The 13,867-nt window shown below is 50.7% G+C and carries 11 protein-coding genes; 7 read left to right on the top strand and 4 right to left on the bottom strand.

All coding sequences use genetic code 11. From position 1 onward, the window contains the following. Nucleotides 1-28: 28 nt before the first annotated feature. Both dtd and JIG40_RS10660 read right to left on the bottom strand, forming a co-directional pair. Nucleotides 29-463: a D-aminoacyl-tRNA deacylase gene (dtd, locus tag JIG40_RS10665; protein WP_020329319.1), complete on the bottom strand. Its 435-nt coding sequence runs from the start codon at nucleotides 461-463 to the stop codon at nucleotides 29-31. After that, on the bottom strand, nucleotides 435-1,349 hold the full coding sequence (locus JIG40_RS10660; protein ID WP_038127848.1) for a virulence factor BrkB family protein: 915 nt from the start codon (nucleotides 1,347-1,349) through the stop codon (nucleotides 435-437). Before JIG40_RS10660 ends, dtd begins: the two co-directional genes overlap by 29 nt. Before the next feature lie 62 nt (nucleotides 1,350-1,411). On the opposite strand from JIG40_RS10660, the gene JIG40_RS10655 reads away from it, so the two are divergent. After that, the gene (locus JIG40_RS10655) at nucleotides 1,412-2,050 is read left to right on the top strand and encodes a DUF2959 domain-containing protein (protein ID WP_199465330.1); all 639 of its coding nucleotides are present in this window, start codon (nucleotides 1,412-1,414) and stop codon (nucleotides 2,048-2,050) included. On the opposite strand, the gene JIG40_RS10650 is transcribed toward JIG40_RS10655, so the two are convergent. Both JIG40_RS10650 and typA read right to left on the bottom strand, forming a co-directional pair. Then, the gene (locus JIG40_RS10650; protein ID WP_158151641.1) at nucleotides 2,040-2,588 is read right to left on the bottom strand and encodes an AAA family ATPase; all 549 of its coding nucleotides are present in this window, start codon (nucleotides 2,586-2,588) and stop codon (nucleotides 2,040-2,042) included. The genes JIG40_RS10655 and JIG40_RS10650 overlap by 11 nt on opposite strands. Nucleotides 2,589-2,662: 74 nt before the next feature. Then, on the bottom strand, nucleotides 2,663-4,492 hold the full coding sequence (gene typA, locus JIG40_RS10645) for a translational GTPase TypA (protein ID WP_032082483.1): 1,830 nt from the start codon (nucleotides 4,490-4,492) through the stop codon (nucleotides 2,663-2,665). A gap of 504 nt (nucleotides 4,493-4,996) precedes the next feature. Between typA and glnA the strand changes: the two genes are divergently transcribed. The 6 genes from glnA to add all read left to right on the top strand — a co-directional run bounded on the left by glnA (nucleotide 4,997) and on the right by add (nucleotide 13,460). After that, nucleotides 4,997-6,406 (top strand): glutamate--ammonia ligase, encoded by a 1,410-nt coding sequence (gene glnA, locus JIG40_RS10640; protein WP_020329313.1) that lies wholly within the window; start codon nucleotides 4,997-4,999, stop codon nucleotides 6,404-6,406. Nucleotides 6,407-6,580: 174 nt separating this feature from the next. Further along, nucleotides 6,581-7,111 carry a DUF4124 domain-containing protein gene (locus JIG40_RS10635; protein ID WP_154183905.1) on the top strand — a complete coding sequence of 177 codons (531 nt, stop codon included), beginning with the start codon at nucleotides 6,581-6,583 and terminating at the stop codon, nucleotides 7,109-7,111. A gap of 136 nt (nucleotides 7,112-7,247) precedes the next feature. After that, nucleotides 7,248-8,294, top strand: coding sequence for a nitrogen regulation protein NR(II) (gene glnL / locus JIG40_RS10630; RefSeq protein WP_020329311.1), 1,047 nt, complete (start codon nucleotides 7,248-7,250; stop codon nucleotides 8,292-8,294). A gap of 54 nt (nucleotides 8,295-8,348) precedes the next feature. Further along, on the top strand, nucleotides 8,349-9,752 hold the full coding sequence (gene glnG, locus JIG40_RS10625; RefSeq protein ID WP_020329310.1) for a nitrogen regulation protein NR(I): 1,404 nt from the start codon (nucleotides 8,349-8,351) through the stop codon (nucleotides 9,750-9,752). Nucleotides 9,753-9,815: 63 nt separating this feature from the next. Then, complete coding sequence (locus JIG40_RS10620; protein WP_199465329.1) at nucleotides 9,816-12,374, top strand: GGDEF and EAL domain-containing protein; 2,559 nt, start codon at nucleotides 9,816-9,818, stop codon at nucleotides 12,372-12,374. 81 nt (nucleotides 12,375-12,455) lie between these two features. After that, nucleotides 12,456-13,460: an adenosine deaminase gene (gene add / locus JIG40_RS10615; protein ID WP_199465328.1), complete on the top strand. Its 1,005-nt coding sequence runs from the start codon at nucleotides 12,456-12,458 to the stop codon at nucleotides 13,458-13,460. Nucleotides 13,461-13,867: the final 407 nt, after the last annotated feature.

Below are 13,867 nucleotides of genomic sequence, written 5' to 3'. Positions count from 1 at the left end.
TTCCCGAAAGCTCACAAGGAGCCGAAATTTAAGCCTGCAACCAGAAGGTTACCGGGCCATCATTGATGAGTGACACTTTCATGTCGGCCGCAAAACGTCCACGCTCTGTCGGCAAAACCTGTGCACACAAATCAGAAAAATAGTCGTATAGACGCTGCGCCTCTTGTGGGTGCGCGCCACGTGAAAAGCCGGCACGGGTGCCCTTTTTCGTATCCGCAGGCAAGGTAAACTGCGAGACCACCAGCACACTGCCCCCGACATCTTTGACGCTGAGGTTCATTTTGCCTGCGTCATCCTCAAACACACGATAGCTGGTCACTCGTTCCATCAGGCGTTTGGCTTTGGCTTCATCGTCATCACGTTCAACCCCAAGCAGCACTAACAGGCCATGGTTAATCTCACCGACGATTTCGCCCTCCACGCGGACTGCCGCTTCACTCACCCGTTGAATCAAGGCTATCACTTTGGTTTCCTTCTTGTTTGTGCTGAGTTTGAGGCAGTGAGTGTACCACGTCTGGGTCGTCACTCCAGTACTCACGCTCACCGAGCGCAGCGGTCACTTCGGCCCCGATCAACACAATCAGCCAACATAAATACACCCAAACAAACAGAATGGGAATCGCGGCAAGCGCCCCGTATATCAACTGATAAGAAGGGAACTGAGTAATGTAGGCCGCAAAGGCTTTTTTACTCAGCTCAAACAGAATAGCAGCGACAAATGCGCCAGCGATAGCATGCAGAAAATGAATTTTTTTGTTTGGCACCAACAGATATAACCCGGCAAACGCAGAAAACGACAGCAACAGCGGCAGGCGACGCAGGAAGAAGTTGAAGGCACCAGTCAGTGCTTCGCTGTCGAGCAGTTTGAGCGACGTGATGTACGAGGTGACCGCAATACTGGCACCGACCAGAATTGGTCCCAGCGTGAGGATCATCCAGTACATTGAGAACGAAAACACCATGCGGCGTTTCTTACGTACCCGCCAGATGTAGTTGAGGTTCTTATCGATATTCGAAATCAGCGTCAGCGCTGCGACAAACAGGAACATACCACCCACTGCGGTCATTTTGCCGGTATTGGTGACGAACTCTGTCAGCGCGTTACGCACCGCATCCCCAGCCGCGGGCACGAAGTGGGTAATCACATAATCCTGAACCACATCACCGACGTTTTCAAAAATGGAGAAGGAAGAGAGGATCGACAGCAATACGGTCAACATTGGTACAATCGACAACAGCGTGATGTACGCAAGGTATCCGGCATTCACATTGACTCGGTCGTGGCCCATACGCACCAACAAATAACGCCCGAACAATACGCTATCCTTTACCAAAGATTGGATTTTCAACTTGTCTCTCCCATGCGACTAAGCCATGCTAACGCCTTCATTTTAATAGAAAGGAGCTCATGATGCCTTACCTGTTGGCCATCTTCTTATCGATCTTTACCCTGACAGGCTGTCAAAGCGCCTATTATTCGGCGATGGAAAAGGTCGGTTATCACAAACGCGACATTATGGTTGACCGTGTCGAGGCCGCCCAAGAGTCACAAAAAGACGCACAGCAGGAGCTGACCAGCGCACTGGAAGCCCTGTCGGCATTCACGCAATTTGATGGTGGCGAACTGGAAAGCGCCTATGAGCGCATCAACGATCAGTACCAACAAAGCGAAGCAGCAGCTGCCGATGTGCATGAGCGCATTGCCGCGATTGAAGACGTTGCCGATGCCTTGTTTGACGAATGGCAAGGCGAGCTTGCGCTTTACACCAGCAGTAAACTGCGCCGTGCCAGTGAGCAGAAACTCAACACCACCAAAGCTTCATATCAGACGATGCTTAAAGCGATGAAACGCTCCGAGCAAAAGATGACACCAGTGCTCAACACCCTGCGCGACAATACTCTGTATCTGAAGCATAACCTCAATGCCAGCGCGGTGGGTTCACTGCAAGGTGAATTTGCGACCTTAGAGCAGGATATTCGCACCGCGATCACGCAGATGAACGCCGCGATTAAAGAATCGGATCAGTTCCTCGCCCATCTCAAACAGTAGCGTGGCATGATGCTGCGTGCTCCACGGCGCGCAGCACAAAGCGCACTCGCTCGCTGACCGCATCAAACGGCACTTCAACACAGTGATAACCCAGTTGTATGTAAGTCATCACTAACTGTTCATGAATCGCCAATGCGTGCTCAAATGGATAAGGTCTCACATCATCCTGCACATAAATGGCGGCGTGTGGCCGACACACAAACACGGTCGGGAAATAGCCCTGACTGGCCTGCACATAATGCAGATCCGGTTCGATATCCGCCGCCTGCAGATAACCACAAATGTCAGGAATCGCCCGGTCGAGAAACGCCAGTGGCTCTTTGTCCGCATTCCGTTTTTGCTCACTCATCGCGACCAGACACAATTGAGCAAATCCTGCTAAATCGTGCCACGGCAATATGCCATTCGGCTTCGCACTCTCTTGCTCAATCAAGGTGCGCGACACTTCGGGAAACGTTGCCAAACCCGCCTGTGCTAACGCGTCAATCAGAGTGGTTTTGCCGGCGCCCGGACCGCCAGTGATGATGATGGGTTTCACATTCGCTCCTTATCAGATGCATAAAAAAAGCCCCCAGCGTTACCGCCGAGGGCTCAATTCTATTCGTTCAACGATTATTTTGCGTCGCGAGATGCACGTTTACGATCGTTTTCAGTCAGGTGACGTTTACGAATACGGATGCTTTGTGGCGTAACTTCTACCAGCTCATCGTCATCGATAAACTCAAGCGCTTGCTCTAGCGTGTATTTGATTGCTGGAGTCAGAACCTGAGCTTCATCGGTACCTGATGCACGTACGTTCGTCAGCTGTTTACCTTTCAGACAGTTTACTGTCAGGTCGTTCGAACGGTTGTGAATACCCACGATTTGACCTTCGTAAACTTCGTCCGCGTGTTCAGTGAACAGACGGCCACGCTCTTGCAGGTTAAACAGAGCGTAAGTCAGTGCTTTACCGGTTGCATTCGAAATCAGTACGCCGTTCACACGTTGGCCGATGTTACCGCCTTTGTGTGGGCCGTAGTGGTCAAAGGTATGGTACAGCAGACCAGAACCTGAAGTCAGGGTCATGAACTCCGTCTGGAAGCCGATCAGGCCGCGTGATGGCATCACGAAGTCTAGACGTACACGACCTTTGCCATCTGGAGACATGTCTTTCAGTTCGCCTTTACGCAGACCGATTTTCTCCATGATGCCGCCTTGGTGCTCTTCCAACACGTCGATAGTTACCGTTTCAAACGGTTCCATCAGTTGGCCGTTTTCTTCTTTCAGGATTACTTCTGGACGAGATACCGCCAGTTCGAAACCTTCACGGCGCATGTTTTCGATCAGGATAGACAAGTGAAGTTCACCACGGCCTGATACGCGGAATTTATCTGGATCGTCCGTTTGCTCAACACGTAGTGCAACGTTGTGAACCAGTTCTTTTTCCAGACGCTCAAGGATGTTACGTGAAGTCACGAACTTACCTTCTTTACCCGCGAACGGAGAAGTGTTTACCTGGAAAGTCATGGTTACCGTTGGTTCGTCAACGCTCAGTGGTGGCAGCGCTTCGATGCAGTTCACGTCACAGATGGTGTCTGAAATTTTCAGTTCGCCAAGACCGGTGATCGCAACGATGTCGCCCGCAGTCGCTTGTTCTGTTTCAGAGCGTTGCAGACCCAGGTAACCCAGAACAGTACCAACTTTGCCGTTACGTTTTTTGCCATCAGCGCTCACAACGGTCACTTGCTGGTTTGGTTTTACCGTACCGCGAGTCACACGGCCAACACCGATAACACCAACGTATGAACTGTAGTCCAGCTGAGAAATTTGCATTTGCAGCGGACCGTCAAGGTCAACTTGAGGAGGCTCTACGTTATCAACGATGGCTTGGAACAGCGGTTCCATGTTTTCGCCAGTTTCGCCTTCTTCCAACGTTGCCCAGCCGTTCAGAGCTGATGCGTAAACCACTTGGAAGTCCAGCTGTTCATCCGTTGCACCTAGGTTGTCGAACAGGTCAAATACCTGATCCATTACCCAGTCAGGACGCGCGCCAGGGCGGTCGATTTTGTTGATAACAACAATTGGTTTCAGACCGTGAGCAAACGCTTTTTGGGTTACGAAACGAGTTTGTGGCATTGGGCCGTCAACCGCATCAACGATCAGACAAACACAGTCAACCATTGACATGATACGTTCAACTTCACCACCGAAGTCCGCGTGTCCCGGGGTGTCTACGATGTTGATACGGTAGTCGTTCCAGTTGATAGCGGTGTTCTTCGCCAGGATGGTAATGCCGCGCTCTTTTTCAATGTCGTTCGAGTCCATGACTCGCTCTTCAACATCACCGCGCGACTCTAACGTGCCTGATTGCTGGAGTAGTTTATCCACCAGGGTCGTTTTGCCGTGGTCAACGTGCGCGATGATCGCGATGTTTCTTAATTTTTCAATCTGTGGAGTAGCCATGGAGTTTTGCTTCACTTAATTACACAAAATGGTCCGCTTCCGCGCGTAGGCAAAACCGGTACCTGAGTTTGGTTCAAAAAACGGCCAATAATGTACCAGATTTTGGCGAAAAACCTAGGAATATGTGATCTGTCACGCTGAATTTCGCTCCTTTAGAGCCTAGCCGTCAAATTGATTTAAAACAAACCGCGGCATACTGGACGGAAATGCCAATTGACAACCCTACAAATTATCGGCTGAATAGTGTTCGCTTTGATAGATATTGGTGCAGTGAAACCGATAACGCACCAACAAGGTGCAATGAGGGATCTTATTGGTGCAACGAAAAGCACCAAAAAGAGCCAAGCTTATGCAAGGCATTGAATTTATAGGACTTAAGAAATTGGCACGATTCTAGCTAATATGAATTCAGCACAGATTAAGTAGTAGTTCAGACATTAATCAATGCTGGTTTCACTTTGATTCGAGCCCAAACCGCTTTATTAACACTGGAGGTTATCCAAGATGTCAGTAGAAAACGTACTATCGCTGATCCAAGAAAACGAAGTTAAGTTTGTTGACCTACGCTTCACAGACACAAAAGGTAAAGAGCAGCACATCTCAATTCCTGCTCACCAAATCGACGCAGACTTCTTCGAAGAAGGTAAAATGTTCGATGGTTCATCAGTTGCTGGCTGGAAAGGTATCAACGAATCAGACATGGTAATGATGCCAGATGCATCATCAGCTGTGCTTGACCCATTCACAGAAGACGCAACGCTGAACATCCGTTGTGACATTCTTGAGCCTGCAACAATGCAAGGCTACGACCGTGACCCACGTTCTATCGCAAAACGCGCGGAAGAGTACATGCGTTCTACTGGAATCGCAGATACTGTTCTGGTAGGTCCAGAGCCAGAATTCTTCCTGTTTGACGACGTGAAATTCTCTACTGACATGTCAGGTTCTTTCTTCAAGATCGATGACGTAGAAGCAGCTTGGAACACAGGTACTGACTACGAAGACGGTAACAAAGGTCACCGTCCAGGTGTGAAAGGCGGTTACTTCCCAGTAGCGCCAGTTGACTCATCTCAAGACATCCGTTCAGCAATGTGTCTGATCATGGAAGAAATGGGTCTGGTTGTTGAAGCACACCACCACGAAGTTGCAACTGCAGGTCAGAACGAAATCGCAACACGTTTCAACACGCTGACCAGCAAAGCGGACGAAATCCAAATCTACAAGTACGTTGTTCATAACGTTGCTCACGCATTCGGCAAAACAGCGACTTTCATGCCTAAACCACTGGTTGGCGACAACGGTTCTGGTATGCACGTACACCAATCTCTGGCGAAAGACGGCGTTAACCTGTTCGCTGGCGACAAGTACGGCGGCCTGTCTGAAATGGCGATCTACTACATCGGTGGTATCATCAAGCACGCACGTGCACTGAACGCACTGACTAACCCATCGACCAACTCATACAAACGTCTGGTTCCACACTACGAAGCGCCTGTCATGCTGGCTTACTCTGCACGTAACCGTTCAGCGTCTATCCGTATCCCAGTGGTACCAAGCCCTAAAGCACGTCGTATCGAAGTTCGCTTCCCAGATCCAGCAGCGAACCCATACTTGGCGTTTGCAGCAATGCTGATGGCTGGCCTTGACGGTATTAAGAACAAGATCCACCCAGGCGAAGCAATGGATAAAGACCTGTACGATCTTCCAGCTGAAGAAGCAGCCGAGATTCCAAAAGTTGCTGAATCACTGCAACAAGCGCTGCAGTGCCTGAGCGATGACCGCGAGTTCCTGACTGCAGGTGGCGTATTCTCTGATGATTTCATCAACTCTTACATCGAACTGAAAACGAAAGATGTAGAGCGCGTGAACGTTGCAGTACACCCACTAGAATTCGAACTGTACTACTCTGTATAAGTCTTATTCTTTGTAAGCGTAACGCAGGTTACACACGAAAATCAGGCTCGCCTCGCAGGCGGGCCTTTTTCGTATTTGGGCCCGTGATGAAGCCATTTAACATGAACGTTACATACTCAGTATCGAACCAGTGACTCCGCGTCTTGGCGAACCCACAACCTAGTGAGGTGGAAGATGAAACGTTTTTCAGGTTTATGCTTATCGTGGCTGCTCATTATGCCCCAATGGCTTTACGCACAAAGCGTTTACACATGGGAAGATGAACATGGCGTTGTTCACTTCAGTGATGCTCCGGCCGATACACAAGCTCAGACTCTTCAGTTGCCCGATTATGACGCATCTGCGCCAGAACCCAGCTACGAAGCCGCGCAACCTATTGACCTGCCTGCACCGAAAGCGAACAAAGCAGCGCCTCTCGCGTTGCAAATCCACCTGACTTCTCCCCAACCAGACCAAACCATCCGCAATAATCAGGGGCAAATCACCGTCGCGGCCGAGCTGAATCGCTCGCTTGACGTTTCCGAACACCTGCAGCTCGTCATGGATGGCAAGCCTTATGGTGCGCCCAGCACCAAAACGGTGTGGGAGCTGAAAAATATTGAACGCGGGTCGCATACCTTTTCAATTCAGGCGTTTGGAAACGGCAAGGTTATTGCATCGTCTCTATTTGTAACGGTGCATTTACATCGAGCGTCCGTGAATTAGGCAAGATCTGCACTAAATAGCTCGATTTCCAACAGTCTCTGACTTTTTCTTTGTGCTCCGTTGCGCCATACTTGACAAAATCAATGCACCAATATTGTGCATTGCATCATTTTGGAACACGGACAAGGACGAACCTGTGAGCGCAGAGCTAAGCGAAACGATACTGAACAACGTTGTAACCGCCACTTTAATGCTGGATGAAACCCTGTGTGTGCGTTATGCCAATCCCGCCGCCGAGCAGTTGTTCTCACAAAGTGCCAAACGCATCATTAATCAACCACTCTCCAAGCTGATTCAACACGCTTCGATGGATCTGGCGCTGCTCTCCCAACCGCTACAGAGCGGACAAAGCATCACCGACAGCGATGTAACGTTTGTGGTGGATGGCAAGCCGCTGATGCTGGAAGTTACCGTCAGCCCGCTGTCATGGCAGAAAGAGCTGATGTTGCTGGTTGAAATGCGCAAGATAGGCCAGCAGCGCCGTCTGACTCAGGAACTCAACCAGCATGCGCAGCAACAAGCCGCTAAGCTGTTGGTGCGTGGCCTGGCTCATGAAATCAAGAATCCGCTCGGAGGCCTGCGCGGCGCAGCTCAGTTACTAGAACGCATGCTGCCCGACCAGAGCCTGACCGAATACACCCAAATCATTATCGAACAAGCCGATCGCCTGCGCGCTCTGGTCGATCGCTTGCTGGGGCCGCAAAAGCCGGGTAAAAAAACCTCCGAAAATTTGCACCTGATTCTGGAAAAAGTACGCCAGTTGGTCGAACTGGAAGGCAGTGCCGATCTGCATATTGAACGTGATTACGATCCTAGCCTGCCCAACATCATGATGGACACCTACCAGATTGAGCAGGCGCTGCTCAACATTGTCAGTAACGCAGCGCAGATTCTGGCCAACCAGCCACACGGCGTGATTACCCTGCGCACCAGAACAGTGCACCAAGCCAATATTCACGGCCAGCGACATAAGTTGGTGGCCAGAATCGAAATTATTGATAACGGTCCGGGCATTCCGCTAGAACTGCAGGACACCTTGTTCTACCCCATGGTCAGCGGCCGTGAGGGAGGAACCGGGCTCGGCTTATCCATTTCGCAAAACCTGATAGACCAGCACAATGGAAAAATAGACGTAGAAAGCTGGCCAGGAAGAACAACATTTACGATTTATTTACCGATTTGAACGACGTGACCATTCTCACCATGAGAATGGGGGCTGCTGTTGAGGAACCAAACTATGAGTAAAGGATACGTATGGGTTGTCGATGACGACAGCTCGATTCGCTGGGTGATGGAGAAAACCCTGTCATCAGCCAACATCAAGTGCGAAACATTTTCCGATGCCGAAAGTGTGTTAATGGCACTCGAAAGAGAAACGCCTGACGTACTGGTGTCCGATATTCGCATGCCCGGAATTGACGGCATTGAGTTGCTCCATCAGGTGCACTCACGCTCACCAGAACTGCCCGTCATCATCATGACCGCGCACTCCGATCTGGATGCTGCCGTCAACGCTTACCAGAAGGGGGCATTCGAATATCTGCCTAAGCCGTTTGATGTGGATGAAACCCTGACGCTGGTCGAACGTGCCATCGCCCACGGCCAGGAGCAGCGTAAAGAGCAGTCACAACGCCTGACCCCAACCTATGATGCTCCGGAAATCATCGGCGAAGCGCCAGCGATGCAGGAAGTGTTTCGCGCCATTGGTCGTTTGTCCCGCTCGTCGATTTCAGTGCTGATCAATGGTGAATCCGGTACCGGTAAAGAACTGGTGGCTCATGCTCTGCATCGTCACAGCCCACGCGCGCAGAAACCCTTTATCGCACTTAACATGGCGGCCATTCCGAAAGACTTGATCGAATCAGAGCTGTTTGGTCACGAAAAAGGTGCCTTTACCGGCGCAAACAATGTGCGTCAGGGACGTTTTGAGCAGGCCAACGGCGGCACTCTGTTTCTCGACGAAATCGGTGATATGCCTTTAGATATTCAGACGCGCTTGCTGCGCGTACTGGCCGATGGGCAATTTTATCGCGTCGGCGGTCACTCTGCGATCAAGGTGGATGTACGTATTGTCGCGGCCACACACCAGAATCTTGAGAAGCTGGTGCATCAGGGCAAGTTTCGTGAAGACTTGTTTCACCGCCTCAACGTGATTCGAATCCAGATCCCGTCATTGCGTGAGCGGCGTCAGGATATTGATAAATTAACTAAACATTTCCTCGCTTTGGCCGCAAAAGAGTTAGGCGTGGAGATGAAAACCCTGCATCCTAAGACCATCGAGATTCTTAATCGCCTCGACTGGCCAGGCAACGTTCGCCAGTTGGAAAACATGTGCCGCTGGCTGACCGTAATGGCGAGTGGGACAGAGGTACTGCCGAGCGACCTGCCTTCAGAGTTGCTGGCCGAGAAGAAAAACGTCGATTTCGACAGTGATGTCAGCTGGCAGAAACAGCTGGAATCCTGGGCGAAATCCGCTCTCGCTTCAGGAGAAACTGAGATACTGTCTTACGCACTCCCGGAGTTTGAACGTATACTTTTAGAAGCAGCGCTCAACCATACCAATGGCCATAAGCAGGATGCCGCAAAAGTATTAGGCTGGGGACGCAATACACTCACACGTAAATTGAAAGAGTTGTATTAAAGGACTTTTGTTGTCTCCACTGCCAATGCCCCGAATCACAGGCCATTATTGCAGAATCAGGATATGCCGTTCAGACAACAGATGACTTTGAAAACCGCTGTGTTATTCCCTTTCGTGATCATTATTCTGGTGACGATCGGTGTCATTGGAGCGGTTCAGAAATACAGCTACGAACAGATGGTGCAGGATGTGAGCCGCAAACAGCTCACCTTCCTGACCCACAACGTTGACCAACGCTTACACGCCTTTCTCGATGAACCGTTCCGTGCTAATCAGAGCATGAGCCACGGCATCGGCTTTCACCATCTGTATCAGCCCAATGACTCACAGCAGATCGAACAATTTCTGGTTTCCGGCTTCAGCGACCTGTACCGCCCGATTTCTCAAATCGATGTGATGAGTTTTGCTGGCATCAACGGCGAATTTGTCGGCTTTCGCAAGGAAGACAATCAGAGCTTCACGCTGATGCTCAAAGACAGCCGCACAAAGCAGCAGCTCACGATTTACCATGGCGATTCAGTCAGCGATGAAATCCGTTCGGTGATAGCCGGATATGATCCCCGTACTCGTCCCTTCTATACGCCAGTGGCAGCGAATCCACATCCGATGTGGTCACCGGTGTATACCAACATGGACGAACGCCAGGACATCACGTTATCCGCTCTGACACCGGTGATGCAACAAACCCAGTTTGTCGGCGTCATGGTCACCGACGTCAAAATCAGCACCTTTAACACCTTTCTCCACATGCTGAAACGTGAAACCAATGCCGACGTGTATATCTTTGACGAAACCCAGCGTCTGATCGCACATTCAGCGCCAACGGGCGTTGTCTCATGGGGCACCGAGTATTCACCCAAAGGCGATCGACTCACCACTCAGGAAACCCCGAATCCGGTGTTGAAAGCCAGTGCCATCGAGATTTCCCGCGTTCTGCAAAGCGCGCATACCCTGCCGAAAGAGGTGTTCAGCACCGAGGTCGATGGCGCGCGCTATTTCAACCAAGTGACGTCGGTCGAGGACGAACATGGGCTCAAGTGGTACATCAATGTCACCATCTCCGAAGCAGACCTTCTAGGCTCTCTGCCGCAAAACCAGCGCAACAGCTGGTTGCTGGGCCTGATCGTCAGCCTGTTTGGGATTGGCATCGGCTTTATCACCTTTAACCGCATCACGGCGCCCATTACCTCTACCGCGGCGGCAGCAAAACATCTGGCGCAGGGAGATTGGGACAGCCCAATGCCCAAACCGGGCAAGATCTACGAAACCAGTATGATGGTGTTTGCCTTTACGGAAATGGCGAACAACCTCAAAGCGTCATTTAAAGCGCTGCGCGAGCAACTCATCTACGATTCGCTGACCAAGGTTTACAGTCGCGAAGGCATGATAGACAGCTGCAACCAATTGCCAACGTTGCATGGTAGCCTGTTCTTGATTGGCATCGATAAGTTCAGAGACATCAATGACAGCCTTGGCCATCACCAGGCCGATCAGCTGCTCGTCCTCATTGCCCAACGCCTGAAAACCGTCAGTCACGACAACAGCTACATCGCCCGCATTGGTGGTGATGAGTTCGCCATCTATCTTCCTCAAAGCAATGATATTCCGGCCATCAAGCAGTTTGCCCAACAGTTGCTGCAACTGTTCGCCACGCCGTTCAATATGCCGAATGAAAACATCGCCGTGAACATCTCGGTGGGTATTGTTCATGGGCTTGAACCTGCCAGCATGACGGTGTGGCTGCGCAACGGCAGCATCGCATTAAGTAACGCCAAGCAAGACTCCACCCGTCTCAGTTACTATGTGCCGGAGATGGCCGATGTTTCTCGCAAGCGAACCCAAATGGTGACGCAGATTAAGCTGGCGCTGGAAAACCACGAGTTTGTTCCGTTCTATCAACCAATCGTTGACCTGCACAGCGGCGAAGTGTTGGGAGCAGAAGCCTTAGCGCGCTGGCTGTCGCCAGAATATGGTTTAGTACCACCCATGGACTTCATCCCGATTGCAGAAGAAAGCGGGCTTATTAACGCGATTGGCGAACAAATCCTGCGACAAGCATGCTGCGATACCGTGAAAGGTATCGAGCAAGGTAAATGGGCCGCAGACTTCCAGATGCACGTTAATTTGTCAGTCAATCAGCTTTCCCATCCTGAATTCATGCCACAGCTTGAAGAGACGCTGCGTGTCACGGGCATGCAACCGAACAATCTGACGCTGGAAATTACCGAATCCCGTATCGTCAATAACGACCCGGTGATTTTAAACACCATGCACTCCATCAAGCGCTTGGGGATCCGTCTGGCGATTGACGACTTTGGGACCGGCTACAGCTCGCTCGCCTATCTGTATAAGCTGCCTTTCGATTGCCTTAAGATCGATCGGGCTTTCGTTTCTCTACTCAAGCAAGAACAGTATGAAAGCAGCATTGCAGCCACCATCATCAATCTGGCCAACAGTTTTAAGGTCAACATCGTTGCAGAAGGCATTGAAACACCTGAACAGGCCGAATTGCTAGCCAAACTTGACTGCCCACAAGGCCAGGGGTTCTTGTTCAACAAACCGATGTCGTACCATGAATGGCCAACAGATCTGGTTAACATGAAGAGAATATCAGCAAAATAGCACTCGATTCGCCATTCTCACTACTGACACCGCAAGGTTTGGTTTTTATACTTAGCGCAGATTTTGCCTTGGTAGACGATAATGATTACGAAAAATATTCCACTCACTGATTTACACCGCCATCTTGACGGTAACATTCGCACTCAAACCATTCTCGACCTCGGTCAAAAATTTGGTGTAGCTCTGCCAGCCTACACCGTTGCGGATCTCACTCCGCACGTACAGATCGTTGAAGCTGAACCTTCACTGGTCGCTTTCCTGTCTAAACTAGACTGGGGTGTGGCAGTACTGGGCGATCTGGACGCTTGCCGCCGCGTTGCGTATGAAAACGTAGAAGATGCACTCAACGCGCAAATTGATTACGCCGAGCTGCGCTTCTCACCGTACTACATGGCAATGAAACACAACTTGCCTGTAGCGGGTGTCGTTGAAGCCGTTGTCGACGGCGTAAAAGCCGGCGTGCGCGATTTTGGCGTACAAGCCAACCTGATTGGCATCATGAGCCGTACTTTTGGCACAGACGCTTGTCAGCAAGAACTGGACGCGATTCTGAGCCAGAAAGATCATGTTGTGGCCGTCGACCTTGCCGGTGATGAGCTCGGCCAGCCCGGCGATCGTTTCGTCAGCCATTTTAAACAGGTACGCGATGCAGGCCTGCATATTACTGTTCACGCAGGAGAAGCGGCTGGTCCGGAAAGTATGTGGCAAGCGATTCGTGACTTAGGCGCGACCCGTATTGGTCATGGGGTGAAAGCGATTCACGATCCGCAGCTAATGGATTATTTAGCAAAACATCGCATTGGTATTGAGTCATGTCTGACATCCAACATTCAAACCAGTACAGTAGAAAGCTTGGCATTACACCCTCTCAAGCGTTTTCTTGAGCATGGGGTACTCGCCTGTCTAAATACCGATGATCCTGCCGTAGAGGGCATTGAGCTGCCTTATGAGTATGAAGTTGCTGCGCCTCAAGCCGGATTGAGCCAAGAGCAGATTCGTCAGGCGCAATTAAACGGCTTGGAACTGGCGTTCTTGTCCGATAGCGATAAACAGGCGCTGAAAGCCAAAGTCGCTCAACGCGTTTAGTATAAAGAATCTATCTCTTACCAAGCCGATGCCCTGCATCGGCTTTTTTATATCTCTGCTCTCCCCTAACCACTCAGAAACACCGCACCAAGGGGTCACAACTTTCGGCCCAGATTCGCACACTCTCTTCCGCAAGCCTTCAAGACAAGGTTCTGTAGTGCACCAGTCTGAAGCCAACCTGAGCAATGCCAAGCAAGAGAAGCCAAGTCTATCTTTACCAAACAGAGGCGCGATGACAACAAAGCCGAAGGGGTAAGAGCCTGAGATAGGTAACAATCCGTTAGCCGTTAGGAATAACACTTAAGAGCGACAAAGCGCTGGGGCGAGAGAAAGAGGAGAGCGAAGCGCTCAGTGAGGCTGGAGAGTGTGGAGGTTTAGCAACTCCCAGATAGCAAAAAACCCCAGCA

It is taken from the genome of Vibrio sp. bablab_jr001, assembly GCF_016464285.1.
Taxonomy (GTDB): Bacteria; Pseudomonadota; Gammaproteobacteria; order Enterobacterales; family Vibrionaceae; genus Vibrio; species Vibrio fluvialis.
The sequence above is the reverse complement of the archived record's forward strand: the minus strand, read 5'-3'. Positions and strand labels throughout refer to the sequence as shown.